The organism is Halorubrum sp. ARQ200 (assembly GCF_005435115.1).
In the GTDB taxonomy this organism is placed as follows: domain Archaea; phylum Halobacteriota; class Halobacteria; order Halobacteriales; family Haloferacaceae; genus Halorubrum; species Halorubrum tropicale.
On record NZ_SGTZ01000004.1, the window covers coordinates 77,921 to 94,421 of the forward strand.

A 16,501-nucleotide genomic window follows, 5' to 3' on the forward strand; every position below is an offset into this window, starting at 1 on the left:
TCGGAGAGCCGTTCGAACCTGCGCGAGCGCGTCGCCCGGTCGGCGGACCGAGGCCGGCAGTACGGACCACACCTGAACCATGGCACCGACTGACACTGTCGGGCGGACGAGCGCGGCCACACGGATCGCGGTCGCCGTCGTCGACGGAGGGGCCCTGAGATGAGCGTCGACACGTACGTCGAACGAGCTCGGACCCGCGTTCGGACGGAGCGGGAGGCCCTCGACGCGAAACGGACGGCGTTCGAGCGGTTCGATCGCCGCGTTCGGTCGATATCGACCGACCCGACGCCGGCCGCGTCGACGAGCGCCACCGCCGTCACGGGGACGGAGCGGCGCGTGCGGTCGGCCGACGACGCGCGCTGTCGTGATGTCCGCCAGGCGTTCGAGGAGACGGTCCGGCCGCACAGCCTCGACGACGTCGAGGGCTCCGGCGACGAGTCGCTGCTGGAGACGGTCCGCTCGGAGCTCACCGAGTCGATCGCGCTGGCGCTCTCGCCGGCGACCGACGCCTCGTTCAGTCCGCAGCTGAAGCGGACGGTCGTCGCCGAGACGACCGCCCGTCGGAACGAGGTCGTCGCGCTCGAGGCGGCGCTCTCCCGGGAGGCGGCGCACCTGTCCGACGCCGCCGACGCCGTCGACGCCGTCACCGAGCGCATCGTCGACCTCGACGAGACGCCGCTGACGGCGCTCGGTTTCGAGGCGCTCGAGGCGCGACACGAGACGCTCGACGAACTCCGATCGCGGTGCGCGGACCTGGCGCGGCGCCGACAGGAGTTTCTGACCGGCACGACGAACAACGGAGTCGAGGCGGGCGTTTCCCACCGCCAGCTCCCCCCGTACCTCTACCGCGACTTCCCCGTCGATCACCCCGTCCTGTCGACGGTCGCGACGCTCGACGCGACGTGTGACGACTGCCAGCGAGCGGTGCGGAGACACCTCGTTCGGAGGGTATGACCGTGGGAAGCGGACCGCGAGGTCGGCGCGCTCGGGCGTGGGCCTGGACGTACCTCGCGATTTTCGGTCCCGGTGACGGCCGTGAGGAAGGGGACGGCGCCGACGACGCCGACGGACCGTCGTCCAGCGGGGCCGACGGCGGGACGCGAGGGGGCGAGCGATGACCGGCGCCCCGCAGTACCTCTTGGCGGTGTACATCCTCGGACATCGGGACGGGGAGCCGATCCGGACGAGCGCGGTGGCCGAGGCGCTCGACCGGTCGCCGGCCACGGTCACCGAGACGTTCCAGCGGCTCGACGATGACGGCCTCGTCGAGTACCGGCCGTACGAGGGCGCGGCGCTGACGGACGCGGGACGCGAGCGGGCCGCGGAGCTACACGAGACCTACGTGACCGTCTCGTGGTTCTTCCGGAGCGTCTTGGACCTCGACGACTCGGAGGGCCAGGCGATGCGGGTGGCGGGGCTCGTCAGTCCGATCGTCGCCGAACGCCTCGCGGAGACGCTCCCCGTCGAGACGGGCGATGGCCCGGGAACCGACTCGGACGACCCGAACTCGGCCGACGGCGAGCGGTCTTGACCCCGGCCCGAACGCGCCCTCACCCCGGCAGAATCCGGGTGGCGGGTACCGACCGCCGTCCCGTTTTAGGCGATACGAAAAATAACAGAACGTAATTACTTATCAGTGAAATCTCGGTATATATCCTATATATGGGCTCTATCGCGTGTTTTAGGGTACCCTAATACCACAGTTTTATGATACTATGCGTTGAACGTGAGAACGCAATGAGCGCAGAAGGACTCGAACGGCAGACGCGGAGTTACCTGAGCAACGAAGTCCCGCAGATCCAGCAACACGGCGGCAGCTTCGAGATCCGCGACGTCGACGAGGAGGCGGGAACGGCGACCGTCGCTATCGGCGGCGCGTGTTCGGGCTGTGGTATCGCCCCGATGACGATGAAGGCCATCGAGCGCCGCCTGCCCGAGAGCGTCGACGGCCTCGAAGACGTCGAAGTCGTGCGGTCCGGCGGCCCGCGAGCCGCGGTGATGCCGTCGAAGACCGACGAGATGGACGAGATGGACGAGTACGAGGACTACAGCCCGCCGTTCTGACCGGGGAACCGGACGAGTCCGTCCCCGTCTTCGGGGAGAGCGCTCGAACCACGGACCCCGACCGGTCCCCGTAACCGCGCTCGACCACCGCCTCGACCGGCCGGTTCGGGCGCGGTTTCCCCCGACTCGCCGAACTCTTTAGGCTCGCCTAAGATTCGAAACCGATTTATTTCTTTAGGGTGGCCTAAAACGCATGGACTCAGACGCAGAGCGGTCCGGGGCGACCCGCCGCGACGCGATCAGGTACTGCGGCGTCGCCGGCGTGGGAGCGCTCGCAGGCTGCGCCGGGAGCGAGTCGCCGGACGACCCGAACTCGACCGACGGCGGCGGGTCACAGACCTCGACGACGGACGACGGATCGTCGGCCGACGGCGACGGAGACGGCTCCGACGGCGGCGCCTCGGGCGACGGGACGGCACCGTCCGAGGCCTGTATCGAACCCGTCGGCTGTCTCACCTTCGAGTCGGTCCCCGAGACGTACGCCGTGTACAACGGGGGCTGGGCGGACATGGCGTTCGCCCTCGGCCAACAGGACGGGTTCCTCACAGCGGGGAACATGATCCCGTCGTTCTTCTTCGAGCCGTTCGACCTCGACGTGCCCCCGCAGGACGAGCTACCGTCCATGTGGGCCGACGGCGGCTGGGACAAGGAGAGCTTCTACGAGCTCGACCCCGACGTGTTCCTCATCGACCCGAACTACCTCCACGGGACCGGCTGGGACGGCTCGTGGAGCGAAGCGGACACCGCCGAGATCCGCGAGAACGTCGCCCCGTTCTTCGGCAACAACATGCGTCGTCGCCGCGGATTCCACGACTACGAGCTGTACGGGCTCTACGAGGGGTTCGAGCGGCTCGCCGACCTGTTCCAGGAGCGCGAGCGCTACGAGGCGCTCGCGGCGGTCCACGAGGAGCTCCAGACCGAGATCGCCTCTCGGCTGCCGCCCGAGGAGGAGCGGCCGGAGGTCGGACTCATAAACGGCGGATCCAACCCGGCGAACGGTGAGATATATCCGCTGTACACCCGCGGCGAGGGGTACGAGATGAAGCCGTACCACGATCTCGAAGTGAAGAGCGCCTTCTCGGAGGAGCTGGCCGAGAGCGGCGCGATCGGCTACGAGCGACTGCTGGAGGTCGACCCGGAGATCATCGTCGTCCACTGGGGGATCGGCACGACGGGCGACACCGACTCCTTCTCCGCCTCTGCGTTCCGCGAGCAGTACGTGACGCCGATAGAGGAGGACGAGGTCGGAAGCGAGCTCACGGCCGTCAGCGAGGGCCGCGTGTATCCGGGCGCGTACGGTGAACAGGGACCGATCGTCAACCTGCTCCAAACCGAAATGAAAGCCCAGCAGCTGTACCCCGAGGAGTTCGGCGAGTTCGATCCCGAGGCTTTTCCCGAGGTCCCGGAAGAGAACCGACTGTTCGATCGCGACCGTGTCAACGACATCATCGCGGGTGACCTCTGATGCGCGCGCGAGAGTGGACCGTCGCGGCGACGTACGGCGATCCGTCGGAGTACGGCGTCCCCGCCCTCCCGCAGTGGCGCGTGGCGCGTGGCCCCGACGGCGCGGTCGCGTTCGCGGCGGCGGACGCCGACGAGCCGTTCATCACAGCCGACAGACCGGTCGAGGTGCGCCGATGACGACCCGTCCCGACACTACGCCAGCCGCGGACCCGGACTCGCGGACCGACGCCGACGTGGCCGTCGTCGGGGGCGGCGCCGCGGGGCTGTCCGCGGCGACCTTCGTCGCCAGGTACGGCCTGGAGACGACCGTCCTCGACGGCGGCAAGGCGGCGATCACGCAGTGCGCTCACGTCGAGAACTACCTCGGGTTCCCCGCGGGGATCGATCCCAACAGACTCCTCGAACTGGGTCGAACGCAGGTCGAGACCGAGGGCGGTCAGGTGGTCGACGAGCGCGTCACCGCGGTCCGGCCGGCGGACTCCGACGGCAGCGAGTCCGACGCGTTCGCCGTGGAGACCGGGTCCGGAGAACTGATCGCGGACCGCGTCGTCGTCGCCGCCGCGTACGACGGCGAGGTGCTGGACCCCCTTGCCGACGCGGTCGCGGACACACACGCAGGCACGGAGGGGGCCGACGACGCCGACGGGTCGCCGCCGGACCCGTTCGTCCCCACAGACGGGGGACGCACCGAAGTACCGGGACTGTACGTCGCCGGCTGGATGAGCGACGAGACCGTCCACCAGGTCGGCGTCAACGTCGGCCACGGCGCTCGCGTCGGCCTGGCGCTCGCCCGCGACGACATGAGCGACCGGTACTGGCCGGCGGTCGGCGAGCGCTACGTCGACTGGGTCGTCCACGACGGGCGCTACGGCGGCGACGGCTGGGACGACCACGTGGACGAGTGGTTCGAACGGGAGATGCTGCCGGCGGACGACGGGGTCGACCGGTCCGTCGTCGACGCCGCCCGCGAGGATCTCAAGGCTGAGTTCCTGGATCGGTGCGTCACCGCCGAGGAGCGCGAGCGGCGGGACCGCCGCGGGCAGCTCCGGCTGCTCGATGCCCTCGATGACGACGTGGTCCGCGAGTACGCCGCCGAGACGTTCGACACCGACCCGGCTGCGATCGGACTGCCCGATGAGGCGGCGGACGGCCCCGCTGAGGGCCGGGAGGTCGGGGACCGATGACTGACTCCGGCGCGGACGGCCCCGACGGCGGGTCGACCGACGCGAGCAGGGACGTGGTGGTCGTCGGCGGCGGCGTCGCCGGGCTCACGGCGGCCGTCTTCACCGCACGGCAGGGGCTCGACACCCTCGTCGTCGACCCCGGCGAGTCGATCCTCCGGCGCAACGCGCACCTCGAGAACTTCCCCGGGTTCCCGCTCGGGATCAACCCCCGACAGCTCCTCGACCGCCTCGACGAGCAGGCCGCCGGCGCCGGCGCGGACCGGTTCGACGGGCGGGTCACCCGGGTCGCGACGGTCGGCGCGGTCGACGACGCCGCGGCGGACGACCCCGCGGCGAACGCGCGACCCGACGCCGCCGCGGACGGCGCGCGGTTCGTCGTCGAGACGGACGGCGCCGACCCGGTGCGAACGCGGTACGTCGTCGCGGCGACGAAGAACGAGGTCGGCTACCTGGAGGGGATCGACGGCGTCGGGATCGTCGACCGCGGGAAGGCGTACGTCGACGTCGACGAGCGCGGTCGGACCGGCGTCGACGGGCTGTACGCGGCGGGGCGGCTCGCCGAGAAGCCCCATCAGGCCGCGGTCTGCGCAGGCCACGGCGCGGAGGTCGCGGTGACGCTCTTGGAGGACGACGACGCGCCCTTCTACCACGACTGGGTCGCGCCGGAGGGGTACTTCACCGACCGCGGCCGCGACGTGCCGCCCGGCTGCGAGGAGATCGACGCCGACGAACGCCGGGCACGCGAGGCCGCCGCGCTCGACGCGGCGCGCGAGCGGTCCGCCGAGCCGCACCCCGACCCCCAGGAGACGCACCCGAGCCTCGAGGACTGAACGCACGCGACCGGACCCACTCAACCGTGATCGGAACCACCCTACTCGACATCGCGGACCACATCGAATCGCTCGCGGCCGACGACGGCGAGTTCTCGCTCGTCTGCGCGCGGTACGGCGACCGGCCCGTGCCTGCCGCGGGGCTGCGCTTCGAGAGCCGCGAGACGGCCCGCGCGGCGGCCCGCGCGACGGAGCAGTACCGCGACACCCTCCGCCGGTACGACCCCGAACTCCCCTTCTACGACGTGGTCGTCAGACAGGAGTTCGCGGAGCCGCCGTCGGGGTCGACGGAGCGGGACGACGGCGGCCCGACGTTCGCCCCCGGGGAGGGCGGGTCGCCGCCCGCGGAGCTGGCGGACCGGATCGTTGACGGTACCGCCCGCCGGGCACCCGGCGGGGACGACGCGCCGACGGACCGCCGCCGCGCGGACGAGGCAGGGAGGCGCGGCCGGGCCCGCGACCGCGTCGAGTTCTGCCACGCGGCGGCCGCGGCGACGTTCGAGGCGCTCTCGGCCGGCGGCCACGACCGCGCCGAGTCGGCCGCGATGAACGCGTACTTCTCGCTCGCCGAGCGCGTCGCCGACCCCGACGACCTCTGTCTCTGCCTGCTCGAAGCGATGGCGACGGCGCTCGACCGGCACCTCGACCCGGACGCGCAGGCGTCGGTGCTGGCCGAAGCCGCCGAGCGCCTCCCCGAGCCGTCGGAGCCGGCCGCCGCCGACCCGGTCGACGCGGCGTTCGACCGCCTCGCGGCCGTCGGTCTCGTCGAGGGGTACGAGCGCGCCGACGAGGCGGGGTTGGCTGCGCGACCCGGGGTTCCGGCCGACGACGCGACGGTCCGAGTCTCCGGGTACGCGCTGTCGCCCGCCGACGGACGGGTCGCGACGCTCCCGGCCGCGCTGGAGCTGTGCCGTCGGGACTCGCGCGGCCGGATCGCCGGCATCTCCCTCCTCGGCGCGGCCGGCGATGCGACCGGCTCCGACTGGTGGGTCCGGGTCGACCCGGACGCGCCAGCCCTCGACGGCGGCCCGTCGACCGCGTCGGTCCCGTCGGCGAACTGACGCTCCCGCCCTACTCCCCGTCCGGTTCGATCCGCACCAGGTCCGCCTCGACGTCCTCGACGAACGCGCCCTGTCCCCCGACGGTGACCTCGCCGTCGTTGGTCGCGACGACGAGCGAGTGCTCGACGGGGAACTCGTTGTTCGTCGGCTCCACCATCCCCTGTTTCGTCTCGACGACGCGCCCGACGACCTCGGCGGGCTCGTCGTCGTCGGTCCACCGCCCGCCGACGGTCACCCGCGGCGGGTCGCCGGCGCGGAGCCGGAGTGTCGCCTGGAGGATGGTGTGCCGGAAGTCGGTGTACTCCGCGGGGAGCGGCGCCGGGTCGGCGACGGCCAGCTCGGTCGCGGCGGGCCAGTAGTTCCCGAGGAAGGAGCCGGCGATCACCGGCGCGAGCTGCTCCTGCGCGAAGGCGATGGCCTGCCGGTCGGTGGTCGAGCGCCGGAGCAGCTCCGGCGGGGAGACGACCCCGGCCGCGGAGTCGACGGTGAGCAGGGTCGGCATCGCCTCGCCCCAGGTCCGGACGACGTTCGCGACGCCCGCCAGCCCGGGGTCGTCGGCGTCGAGGTCGGCGGCCGCGTCGGAGACGACGAGCAAGACGAGCACGCCGCGGTCCACCGCGTCGACGAGCACCTCCTTCACCTCCGGGAGCTGCTTTGCGGTGATCGACAGCGCCACCTCGCTCTCGGCGTCGGCCAGCAGCGACCGGATCCGCTTGATCACCGTGGCCCGCGACTTGATCACTTCGAACTGCTCGGCCTGGCGCTCGACGCGGGAGTACCGCTCCGCCAGCCCGGGCCGCATCGCGTCCACGTCGGACCGGAGCCGGTCGATAACTTCGTCCGGCGGGTTCGCGCGGATCGTCGTCGGCACGACGTGGTCGTTCACCTCGACGAAGCCGCGCTCCGCCAGCGACTCGCTCACGCTGTAGACGTACCGCTTCGAGACGCCCGCCGCGTCGGCGACGGTGCTCGCCTTCGCCTCGCCGTGTTCCAGCAGACTGAGATAGGTGTCGACCTCCTTGTCGGAGAGCCCGAAGCGACGGAGGAGGTCGGTCAGCGTCCGGTCGTCCATACGAACGCCTCTTCCGAGCGACACTTATATGGGTCGGTCCCGGGCGACCTCGCCGCGCCGCCGGCCGGCGACGCCCGGTCCGTCACCGGAGCGCGGCGACGGCGTCGACCGCTATCGGAGCGCGGCGACGGCGTCGACCGCTATCGGAGCACGGCGATGGCGTCGACCGCGACCCGGACCTCGCCGTCGCCGTCACCTGCGACCGCGCTCCCGTCGCCGAACAGGTCCGCCTCGACCGGTCCGGGGACGGCGACGGTCGCCGGCTCCGCGGCGAAGTTGACGACGACGAGCAGGGGGTCGGCGTTGTCGATCGTTCCGGCGTCACCGGCTCCCGCGCCCGCCGGCGGCGTCCGCTCGTAGGCGACCACGCGCTCGGCGTCGCCGTCGACGACGCGGGCGTCGGCCGCGCGACCGTCGAACGCCACACCGCCGCGGCGCAGGAGCGGTTCGGCGTCGCGCAGCGCGGCCAGTTCGCGGTGGAAGTCGGTGAGGTCGTTGTCGCCGTCGTGCCACCGGATCGGGCCGCGGTACGTCTCGTTGCCCCGCTCTTGGCCCGCGTAGATCATCGGCGCGCCGGGCAGCGTGAACGTCACGGCCGCGGCCGCGCGGAGCGCCTCGCGGCCGTGCTCCGCGAGGTACCGGTCCTCGTCGTGGTTCTCGACGTAGCGCATCTGCGCGGCGGGATCGTCGAAGCCGAGCCACTCGACGCGGGCGAGGGCGGTCTCGACCGCGTCGGCCGGCTGCTCGCCCGCGCCGATCGCGCGGAGCGTCTCGTACAGCGAGGTGTCGTAGTGGCGGTGGAACTCCCCCTCGCCGTAGAACGGGTCGTGGGGGAGCGTCTCGTCGAGCAGGAGGGTGTCGTCGGGGACGCGGTCGGCGACTTCCTTCCAGAAGCCGTGCGGGACGCCCCACGCCACGTCGGCGCGGAACCCGTCGACGACGCCGGCCCACTCGTCGACCACGTCGAGCAGCCACTCGCGGACCGCCGGGCTGTCGTAGTTGAGGTTCGGGATGCGGCCCCACTCGAAGTAGTAGTCCGGGGCGTCCCCGTCGCCGACTTCGGCCCAGTCGATCCCCGTCACGTCGGCGGCCGCGTCGGTCCGCCGGTAGTGGTCGGCGTACGTGTCGACGCCCGCCGAGTGAAGCTGGAACGCGGGGTGGTCGCGGGAGGTGTGGTTGATCACGAGGTCGAAGACCACGCGTATCCCGGCGTCGTGGCAGGCGTCGACGAGCGACGCGAACGCCTCGCGGGAGCCGAGGTCCGCGGCGGTGTCGTAGTAGTCGGTGACGTGGTAGCCGTGCTCGGTCGGCGACGCGAGGACGGGGGTGAGCCACAGCGCGTCGACGCCGAGGTGGTCGAGGTACTCGACCCGGCGCTCGATCTCCGCGAACGTCGTCGGGAGCGTGTCGCCCGCGAACGAGCGGACGAAGACCTCGTAGATCGTCGGCGACTCCGCCCACCCCGGCGTCGGGTTCGGGTCGCGCACCGCGACCGCACCGTCGCCGCCGGCCGCGGCGCCCTCCCGCTCGATCCGGACCGTCTCCGCGGCCCCGTACCGCTCGCCGTGCGGGACCGCGTGGATCCGGACATCGTCCGGGAGGTCGTCGAGGGGGACCGAGAGCGTCCGCCCGTCCGCCCGCGACTCGATCGCCGCGACCGTCTCGGGGTCGGCGTCGCGGTCGTCGACGAGGAACGTCGCGTCGAGCGCGTCCGGGTCACCGCCGCGCTCGACGTCGTCGACCGCGGGCGCGGGCTCGACCGCGGCGGTCAGGCGGAGCCGGTCGCTCGCCGCCGGGTCGTCGGCCTCGACGACCGACGCGTCGAGCGAGAGCCGCGGCCGACCGGGACCGGGCACCTCGCAGACGCCGTGGAACGCGGCCGAGCGATCGCCGTCGGGGACGAAGCCGAAGCCGTGGCCGCCCGGCGGGACGCGGACCGAGGCGACCCACTCGCCGCCGTCGCGCTCGGCGCGGTCGAGCGCGAGCCGGTTCTCGTTGTGGGGCCACAGCAGGGAGACGCGGTCGACTTCGCCGTCCTCGACGCCCAGGTCGTCGGCCGGGACGCGGATCTCCGCCCGGCGGCGCTCGTCGGGGAAGGCGCGGACGCGCTGCCGGTGGGTCCCGTCCGGCGCGTCGACCGCGAGGACGTAGGTGCCGGGGGCGTCGGGCGCGAGGTGGACCACCGGGTCGTCGTCCCGACCCGTCTCGCCGGCCCGCAGCACCGCCGCCGGACCGTCGGACCCGGCCGCGTCCGCTGCCGCCGAGCCGTCGGGGTCGACCGTCGTCGCCGAACTCGGCGGGCCGGTCGCGGTCGGGTCGGGGCCGTCGCCGGGGGAGAGGTCGCTGTCGGCGGGCGCGTCGCGGACGGTCCAGCGGTAGGTCCCGTCGGGGTCGGGACACCGCGGCGCCAGCTCGACGGGCTCGCCGACGCTCGTCGTTCGCGGGGGGCCGGGTTCGTGCACGCTCCGCCTCTCGTCGCGCCGCGGTTTGAGGGTTTCCGTTCTCGGAACGAATGAACAATAATTACACCAAAGATTCATATCGACCGGTGGCGTGTATTCGCGTAATGCAGCTCCGCGACGCCCTCGACGATTACAAGCGCCACGCCGGCGACGGGACGCGCTTCCCCGGCGAGCGGCGCACCGTCTCCGGCCGGTTCTCGGGCGGAAACGGCCGGCTCGTCCACGTCGGCGACGACGGCGAACTCCGCGACTTCGGCTACCCGCTCACCGGCCGGACCGGGCTCGTCCGGTCCCGGATCGGGCTCGCCGTCGGCGACGAGGTGGCCTGGCTCGACGAGGCCGAGACGAGCCAGCGGTACGTCGGCGACACCGCGCTGGTCGAGACGGTCCACGAGACGCCGCGCGCGACGGTGACCCGCCACGACCTCACGCTCGGCGACGCGCACCTCACCCGGGCGTCGGTCGAGTTCGCGGACGGCGACGTCGACCCGGCGGACGCCTCGCTCGTCGTCTACGCCCGCTTCGCGCCCGACGGCCGCGACGACCGCGTGGGACAGCTCCGCTACGACGACGCCGTCGAGGTGTACCACGCCGACGAGCGCGACTTCCTCGCGAGCGCGACCGGCTTCGCCGACCTCCGGGGCCAGCTCCCGGCGACGTTCCCCGAACTGCTCGACGACGACCCCACCGAGCTCCCGCGCGACCGCGACGGCGACCGCTACGAGGAGGAGCGCCTCTCCGGCGAGGTCATCGCCGACGTGCCGTTCGACGACGGGGTCGCGACCGTCGCCACGCTCCTGACGGACCGCGCCGAGACCGACCGCGAGGCGGCCCGCGAGCGCCTCGCCGACCTCTTCGCCGACCTCGACGACGTCGACGCGCTCGCCGAGGCGGCGGCCGACGCGCTCCCGTCGGTGCCGGAGTCGGCGCCCGCTCGCGAGTCGGTCGTCGCGGACCTGCGCGTCCTCTCGCTGCTCTCCGCGCCGTCCGGGCTCCGGATCGCGGGGCCGGACTTCGACCCCTACTACGAGCACTCCGGCGGCTACGGCTACACGTGGTTCCGCGACGACGCGGAGATATCCGGGTTCCTGCTCGGCGCCGCCGACGCCGTCGACCTCGACCTCGACGACTGGCACGCCCGCTCCGCCCGCATGTACGTCGACACGCAGCGCCCGGACGGCTCCTGGCCCCACCGGGTGTGGCCGCGGAACGGCGCGCTCGCCCCCGGGTGGGCGAACGCCCGCATCGAGGACGGCCCCGACGTGGACTACCAGGCCGACCAGACCGGCAGCGTCGTCGCGTACCTCGCCCGGGCGCGGGCGACGGGCGTGGACGTTGCCGGCCTCGACGCGACCCTCGTCGCCGCGCTCGCGGGGCTCGACCGGACGCTCGAACCCGACGGCCGCCCCGTCGTCTGTCAGAACGCGTGGGAGGACTCGGCGGGCCGGTTCGCGCACACCGCCGCGACGTTCCTGGAGGCGTACAGCGAGCTCGCGCGGCACGGCGAGGGGCTCAGCGTGGACGCGCTCGACGACCCCGACGCCGTGCCCGGCGCCGCGTCGCTGCCGGACGACCTCGCCGCGCACGCCCGTGACCGGGCCCGCGAGGTGTACGACGCGCTCGACGACCTGTGGGTGCCCGAGCGCGGCTGTTACGCCGTCCGCGAGACGCTCGACGGCGGCATCGACGACCGGCTCGACTCCGCGACGCTGGCGCTGGCGGCCGCGCACCGCTCGTTCGACGCGCTCGGCGCGGCGGACGGCGAGGGCGGCGCGGTCGACGACGAGCGCCTCGACCGGCTGGTCTCGCACGTGGAGACGGTCGTCGACGGCCTCTCCCACGAGACCGACGACATCGCCGGCCTGATCCGCTACGAGGGCGACGGCTGGCGCCGGGCGGACCAGCTCTCGGAGAAGGTGTGGACCGTCTCGACCGCGTGGGGCGCGAACGCCTGCGCGGAGCTCGCGGCCCTGCTCGCGGCGCACGACGACCCGCGCGCCGCGGAGATGACGGCCCGGGCCCGCGACCTGCTCGCGCACGTCTCGCCCGGCGGCTCCCTGTGCGAGCCGACGACGTACCTCCCCGAGCAGTTCTTCGACGACGGGACGCCCGACAGCGCGACCCCACTCGGCTGGCCGCACGCGATCCGACTGGCGACGGTCGCGCTGCTCGACGACGAACTGCCGCAGTTCGCCGACCGCGCCGCCGCGGACGACGACTGACCGACACGCGGCGACTATTTCTCGATGAATCCTGAGCGGCGGCGCGTGCCTGCGAGCGGCCGGAGCGGCGGCCGCGAGGAGCACGCGCGAGGTCGCCGGCGCGTAGCGCCGCCGGCGAGACCGCAGGGAGCGTCGCGACCGAGGACCGCAGCGAGCTGAGGGAGTCGAGCGCGGCTGGGGCTTTGGCGGTGTTCGCCGCTCCACTCACGACGAGTTATAAATAAACGGCTCTGTTGAAATCCTATTCTTCAGACACATTACCGACTGAAACAGCCGGCCGATTAGAGCCTCGAATACGACATGGAACGCCTGTATTGGGAGTGGCCAGACCTCGACTGACCAGTTCAGTCTCCTCGTGAAGTCTCAGTCTGACCCAAACACCGCCCGGGTCAATGCACCACCGTAGGCAAGTCGTGAGCCGATCCACAGTGCACCGAGCGTGACGCCTATTGCCAAGAGGTCGGGAATCGGCTCTGGGAGGCGGCCGCTTGCTGTGCGAGCGAGTCGGCCCGCTAGAGAGAAACTGCCGAACCAAACTATTAAAAAAGCAACGTGCTGATGGAGAGACTTCTGTCGGCGTGCATGGCGGTAACCGACGACAAGAAAGCCCACGAGCAGCAGGACGGCTAGGATTAGGAAGGCGAGAGAGCGGAGTTGTCCATCGAGCGCAAACGCCGAGGGGATGCCGATCACCACGGCGAGAACGAAGATCGTCTGGGCGATAAGTCCGATATCTATCTCAGTATTGGAGGGCTGTTCGGACACAAATCGTGGTCACAAACGATGAAATATAAATATACTCCACATGACTAAAGTTTGTTCATCCGAATTGGTTGTATTCTACGACACCGACTAGTCCGTCTCTCTTGACGGCCACCGTTATCTAAGATACTTCGCTGAAATCACGCTCTGTACTGAGCGATTGGGGTGAAAACTATCAGCTGCGGAGGATTTCAACAGAGCCAAATAAACCCCAAAACCACGACAAAACCGCTCCTATTGCCACTCGTCGCGGGGCACGCAGTCGGACTCGCGGACCGTGATCCACCGCGTGGTCCGCTCGTCCGGGTCGACGTCCCGCTCGAAGAACGTCACCTCGCCGCCGTCGTCGCCGTCCGTCCGTTTACAGACGAGTTCGGGCGACCCGTCGCGAACACGCGCGGATGACGTGGACGTGGACATACGTCACGATTCGCGCTCGGTCGGATAATAACTGTTGGTTTCAGTCGCGCAAAAATAGAAACTACGAACGTAGTTACTCCCGCGCCGGGCCGCGCTCAGCGCCGCACCGGGACGCCGCGTTCGTCGAGGTACGCCTTCGTCTCCTCGATGGAGTAGTCGCCGAAGTGGAAGATGGAGGCCGCGAGCCCGGCGTCGGCGTTCGCCTCGGTGAACACCTCGTACATGTCCTCGGGGCTGCCGCACCCCGACGACGCGATGAGCGGCGTCGACACGGCCTCGCCCACGGCCTTCATCAGCGGAACGTCGTAGCCGTCCTTCGTTCCGTCCTTGTCGATGGAGTTGACGAACAGCTCGCCCGCGCCGCGCTCCTCGGCCTCCTTCGCCCACGAGACGGCGTCGATGCCGGTGCCCTCGCGGCCGCCCTTCTTCGTGCACTCGAACCACACCGTCTCGCCGCCCTCGTCCTCGTAGAAGTGGTCGCCCTCGTCGTCGTACCGGCGGCGGGCGTCGACGGAGATGACGATGCACTGGCTGCCGAACGCGGCCGCGCCCTCCTCGATGAGCTCGGGGCGCTCTAAGGCGCCGGTCGTGATAGACACCTTGTCCGCGCCGGCGCGGAGCGTCTCCTTGATGTCGGCCTTGGTGCGGATGCCGCCGCCGACCGTCAGGGGGATGAAACACTCGTCGGCGACCGCGTTCACCACGTCCAGCATCGTCTCCCGCCCCTCGGCGCTGGCGGTGATGTCGAGGAAGACGAACTCGTCGGCGCCCGCCTCGTTGTACTTCTTCGCCAGTTCGACGGGGTCGCCCGTGTACTCCAAGTTCTCGAAGTTGACGCCGGTGTACACCGCGGCGTCGCCGTCGTCGTCGAGGTCGACGTCGATACAGGGGATGATACGCTTCGTGAGTCCCATTCGTTGGCGAAGCGTAGACCGCGCCGTCGGTTAAAAGGCGCGGGGCTCACTCGGCGCCGGTCGCGTCGGCCGCCTCGCCGGCCGGCGCCCCCTCGCCGCGGCCCCCCGCGTCTCGTCGGTCGTACTTCGCGACGGCGCGGTCCGCGCGCGTCGAGACCCCGTTCGGGTTCTTGGCGGGGCTCCGGTCCCGCCGCCGCGCGACGATCCCGTCGGAGGCGCCGCCGGTGAGCCCGACGATCACGTCGCGACCCGTCGCGGCCCAGCGCGAGGGGGTCGACTCGCCGCGGACGACGTCCCGCGCCGCGGAGAGGGCGTCGCCGGCCGCGTGGGATCCCGCCCGGAGGAGGACGGTCGGCCGCACGCCGTAGTTCTTCAGGAGGCGATAGGCGAGCCCGCGGTACTTCCAGCCCCACTCGTGGGCGCTGCGTCCGCCGTCCGCGGCGGTCGGAGTCGGCAGTTCCTTCCGCGCGGCCATCTCCGGCCGCCACGCCACTTCGCGGTCCATACGCGCCAGTCGGTGGGCCGCGTCGCGCGCGCCGCCGACCCGGAGGTACTCGTCGAAGCCGTCGAGGTCGCGGAGGGCCTCGGGCCGGAACGCGACGTTCCCTCCCTCGAAGTAGGTGACGTCCCGGCCGGCGATCCGGTTGCGCTCCGGTTCGCTCGGGTCGTCGACCTCGTCGACCGCGCGGTCCGCGTCCGTCTCGCTGGGCGGGATCGGGGCCACCGGGCCCGAGACCACGGGGGCCGTGTCGAGGCCGTCCGCGACCGCGTCGCGCCACCCCGGCTCGATGCGATTGTCGTAGTCGACCAGCGCGACCGCGTCGCCCGTCGCCACCTCGACGCCGGCGTTGCGGGCGACGTTCACCGTCCGGTCGGAGATCTCGACCAGCACGTCGACGTCGTCGCGGTCGCGAACCATGCCGGTCGTGCCGTCGGCCGAGGGGCCGTTGACCACGATAACCTCGGCGTCGGGGGCGCTAGCCGCCAGCGCGTCGAGGCAGGCGGCCAACCGGTCCCGACCGTTGAGCGTCGGGACGACGACCGAGAGGTCCATACGACCCGTTATCGGGGCGAGGAGGTAAAAAGGGCAACGTGTGCGTTCGATCGGTCCGACCCGACGCCGCGCCGCCGCGGCCGGCGATAACGGTCCGAGGACCGCTCAGATCGTCAGGTAGTACACCTGCTTGCGCGCGTCCTTGAAGCTGTACCGCGAGTCGACGAGGCCTTCCTCCTCGAGGCGGTTGAGCGCGTAGCGGACGGTGCGGTCGGGCAGCAGCGACTCCTCGGCGAGGCCGCCCTGCGAGAGGGGCGCGTCCCCCTCCAGTACCTTCGCGACGAGCTTCGCGCTCGGGGGAAGCTCGCGCAGGCGGTCGCGATACTCGCTCTCCGACAGGCGGTCCTGGTCAGCGGTCTCCGCGGGACTGGTACTCATGTCTCACACGAATTCCGTGGGTAGTGGTAAAGGTTGGCTACATATAGGGGAATCCGCCTGTGATAATATAATGTGTTAATATCACTCCTCGGCTCGCTCTCATACACGATCGATCAGGCGTGTTTTCCGGCGGCGGCCCGTACGCCGGCTCGTGATCCCCGAGTCCCACGTCGACATCCTCGAAGCCGAGTCGTACGCCCACTTCGCGACCGTCGGGCCCGACGGCCTCCCCCACGTCACGCCGGTCTGGGTCGACCACGAGGACCGCGAGTACGTCCTCGTGAACACCGCCCGCGGGCGACGCAAGGAGGGGAACGTCCGCGACAACCCGAAGGTCGGCGTCAGCGTGCTCGACCCCGACGACCCGTACCGCTACGTCTCCGTCCGCGGCGAGGCCGAACTGACGGAGGAGGGCGCGCGCGCCCACATCGACGCGCTCGCCCGCCGGTACTTCGACGTCGACGAGTACCCGCACCACGACGAGGAGGAGGGCGCCCGCGTGATCGTGAAGATCCCCGCCGAGAACGTCGCCACGAGCGGGTGACCGGCGACCGCCGTCGGAGCGGTCCGGACCGCCCGCACCGAGGCCCGCGCCGGACCGCTTCCAGTACGGT

17 protein-coding genes are annotated in these 16,501 nt (G+C 71.4%); 10 read left to right on the forward strand and 7 right to left on the reverse strand.

Annotated elements, in window-relative coordinates; translation table 11 throughout:
• Positions 1-159: 159 nt before the first annotated feature.
• From EXE50_RS07415 to EXE50_RS07445, 8 genes are all read left to right on the forward strand, one after another.
• Positions 160-954, forward strand: a complete 795-nt coding sequence (locus EXE50_RS07415; protein WP_053771743.1) for a hypothetical protein — start codon at positions 160-162, stop codon at positions 952-954.
• A gap of 160 nt (positions 955-1,114) precedes the next feature.
• Positions 1,115-1,531: a metal-dependent transcriptional regulator gene (locus tag EXE50_RS07420; RefSeq protein WP_053771742.1), complete on the forward strand. Its 417-nt coding sequence runs from the start codon at positions 1,115-1,117 to the stop codon at positions 1,529-1,531.
• Between the two features lie 206 nt (positions 1,532-1,737).
• Positions 1,738-2,064, forward strand: coding sequence for a NifU family protein (locus tag EXE50_RS07425; RefSeq protein WP_053771741.1), 327 nt, complete (start codon positions 1,738-1,740; stop codon positions 2,062-2,064).
• 193 nt (positions 2,065-2,257) lie between these two features.
• The gene (locus EXE50_RS07430; protein ID WP_053771740.1) at positions 2,258-3,529 is read left to right on the forward strand and encodes an ABC transporter substrate-binding protein; all 1,272 of its coding nucleotides are present in this window, start codon (positions 2,258-2,260) and stop codon (positions 3,527-3,529) included.
• Positions 3,529-3,705 carry a hypothetical protein gene (locus EXE50_RS17395; protein ID WP_167551901.1) on the forward strand — a complete coding sequence of 59 codons (177 nt, stop codon included), beginning with the start codon at positions 3,529-3,531 and terminating at the stop codon, positions 3,703-3,705. The genes EXE50_RS07430 and EXE50_RS17395 overlap by 1 nt, the downstream gene beginning before the upstream one ends.
• Entirely contained in the window at positions 3,702-4,712 is a 1,011-nt protein-coding gene (locus EXE50_RS07435; RefSeq protein ID WP_137704749.1) for an FAD-dependent oxidoreductase, read from the forward strand. Before EXE50_RS17395 ends, EXE50_RS07435 begins: the two co-directional genes overlap by 4 nt.
• A complete protein-coding gene (locus EXE50_RS07440) occupies positions 4,709-5,542 on the forward strand; it encodes an FAD-binding protein (RefSeq protein WP_053771738.1) in 834 nt (277 codons plus the stop codon). Before EXE50_RS07435 ends, EXE50_RS07440 begins: the two co-directional genes overlap by 4 nt.
• Positions 5,543-5,568: 26 nt before the next feature.
• Positions 5,569-6,603 carry a hypothetical protein gene (locus EXE50_RS07445; RefSeq protein ID WP_137704750.1) on the forward strand — a complete coding sequence of 345 codons (1,035 nt, stop codon included), beginning with the start codon at positions 5,569-5,571 and terminating at the stop codon, positions 6,601-6,603.
• Between the two features lie 10 nt (positions 6,604-6,613).
• Here EXE50_RS07445 and EXE50_RS07450 read toward each other — a convergent pair whose 3' ends face one another.
• Positions 6,614-7,675, reverse strand: coding sequence for a TrmB family transcriptional regulator sugar-binding domain-containing protein (locus EXE50_RS07450; RefSeq protein WP_137704751.1), 1,062 nt, complete (start codon positions 7,673-7,675; stop codon positions 6,614-6,616).
• A gap of 140 nt (positions 7,676-7,815) precedes the next feature.
• Positions 7,816-10,137, reverse strand: coding sequence for an alpha-amylase family glycosyl hydrolase (locus EXE50_RS07455; protein ID WP_137704752.1), 2,322 nt, complete (start codon positions 10,135-10,137; stop codon positions 7,816-7,818).
• Between the two features lie 104 nt (positions 10,138-10,241).
• Here EXE50_RS07455 and EXE50_RS07460 point away from each other — a divergent pair, with 104 nt between their 5' ends.
• Positions 10,242-12,359 carry a glucan 1,4-alpha-glucosidase gene (locus tag EXE50_RS07460; RefSeq protein WP_137704753.1) on the forward strand — a complete coding sequence of 706 codons (2,118 nt, stop codon included), beginning with the start codon at positions 10,242-10,244 and terminating at the stop codon, positions 12,357-12,359.
• Positions 12,360-12,722: 363 nt separating this feature from the next.
• Here EXE50_RS07460 and EXE50_RS07465 read toward each other — a convergent pair whose 3' ends face one another.
• The 5 genes from EXE50_RS07465 to EXE50_RS07485 all read right to left on the reverse strand — a co-directional run bounded on the left by EXE50_RS07465 (position 12,723) and on the right by EXE50_RS07485 (position 15,887).
• On the reverse strand, positions 12,723-13,124 hold the full coding sequence (locus EXE50_RS07465) for a hypothetical protein (protein ID WP_053771733.1): 402 nt from the start codon (positions 13,122-13,124) through the stop codon (positions 12,723-12,725).
• A 231-nt stretch (positions 13,125-13,355) separates the two neighbouring features.
• Positions 13,356-13,541: a hypothetical protein gene (locus EXE50_RS07470; RefSeq protein WP_053771732.1), complete on the reverse strand. Its 186-nt coding sequence runs from the start codon at positions 13,539-13,541 to the stop codon at positions 13,356-13,358.
• 95 nt (positions 13,542-13,636) lie between these two features.
• Positions 13,637-14,455: an imidazole glycerol phosphate synthase subunit HisF gene (hisF, locus tag EXE50_RS07475; RefSeq protein ID WP_053771731.1), complete on the reverse strand. Its 819-nt coding sequence runs from the start codon at positions 14,453-14,455 to the stop codon at positions 13,637-13,639.
• A 46-nt stretch (positions 14,456-14,501) separates the two neighbouring features.
• Complete coding sequence (locus EXE50_RS07480) at positions 14,502-15,509, reverse strand: glycosyltransferase (RefSeq protein WP_053771730.1); 1,008 nt, start codon at positions 15,507-15,509, stop codon at positions 14,502-14,504.
• 105 nt (positions 15,510-15,614) lie between these two features.
• On the reverse strand, positions 15,615-15,887 hold the full coding sequence (locus EXE50_RS07485) for a helix-turn-helix domain-containing protein (RefSeq protein WP_053771729.1): 273 nt from the start codon (positions 15,885-15,887) through the stop codon (positions 15,615-15,617).
• A gap of 151 nt (positions 15,888-16,038) precedes the next feature.
• On the opposite strand from EXE50_RS07485, the gene EXE50_RS07490 reads away from it, so the two are divergent.
• Positions 16,039-16,431: a PPOX class F420-dependent oxidoreductase gene (locus tag EXE50_RS07490; protein ID WP_053771728.1), complete on the forward strand. Its 393-nt coding sequence runs from the start codon at positions 16,039-16,041 to the stop codon at positions 16,429-16,431.
• The last annotated feature ends 70 nt before the right edge of the window (positions 16,432-16,501 follow it).

What these genes read in the sequence shown, in the direction of transcription:
- EXE50_RS07415 (WP_053771743.1), top strand. Translation starts at nt 160, where the DNA reads ATGAGCGTCGACACGTACGTCGAACGAGCTCGGACCCGCGTTCGGACG.
- EXE50_RS07420 (WP_053771742.1), top strand. Translation starts at nt 1,115, where the DNA reads ATGACCGGCGCCCCGCAGTACCTCTTGGCGGTGTACATCCTCGGACAT.
- EXE50_RS07425 (WP_053771741.1), top strand. Translation starts at nt 1,738, where the DNA reads ATGAGCGCAGAAGGACTCGAACGGCAGACGCGGAGTTACCTGAGCAAC.
- EXE50_RS07430 (WP_053771740.1), top strand. Translation starts at nt 2,258, where the DNA reads ATGGACTCAGACGCAGAGCGGTCCGGGGCGACCCGCCGCGACGCGATC.
- EXE50_RS17395 (WP_167551901.1), top strand. Translation starts at nt 3,529, where the DNA reads ATGCGCGCGCGAGAGTGGACCGTCGCGGCGACGTACGGCGATCCGTCG.
- EXE50_RS07435 (WP_137704749.1), top strand. Translation starts at nt 3,702, where the DNA reads ATGACGACCCGTCCCGACACTACGCCAGCCGCGGACCCGGACTCGCGG.
- EXE50_RS07440 (WP_053771738.1), top strand. Translation starts at nt 4,709, where the DNA reads ATGACTGACTCCGGCGCGGACGGCCCCGACGGCGGGTCGACCGACGCG.
- EXE50_RS07450 (WP_137704751.1), bottom strand. Translation starts at nt 7,675, where the DNA reads ATGGACGACCGGACGCTGACCGACCTCCTCCGTCGCTTCGGGCTCTCC.
- EXE50_RS07460 (WP_137704753.1), top strand. Translation starts at nt 10,242, where the DNA reads ATGCAGCTCCGCGACGCCCTCGACGATTACAAGCGCCACGCCGGCGAC.
- EXE50_RS07470 (WP_053771732.1), bottom strand. Translation starts at nt 13,541, where the DNA reads ATGTCCACGTCCACGTCATCCGCGCGTGTTCGCGACGGGTCGCCCGAA.
- hisF (WP_053771731.1), bottom strand. Translation starts at nt 14,455, where the DNA reads ATGGGACTCACGAAGCGTATCATCCCCTGTATCGACGTCGACCTCGAC.
- EXE50_RS07480 (WP_053771730.1), bottom strand. Translation starts at nt 15,509, where the DNA reads ATGGACCTCTCGGTCGTCGTCCCGACGCTCAACGGTCGGGACCGGTTG.
- EXE50_RS07485 (WP_053771729.1), bottom strand. Translation starts at nt 15,887, where the DNA reads ATGAGTACCAGTCCCGCGGAGACCGCTGACCAGGACCGCCTGTCGGAG.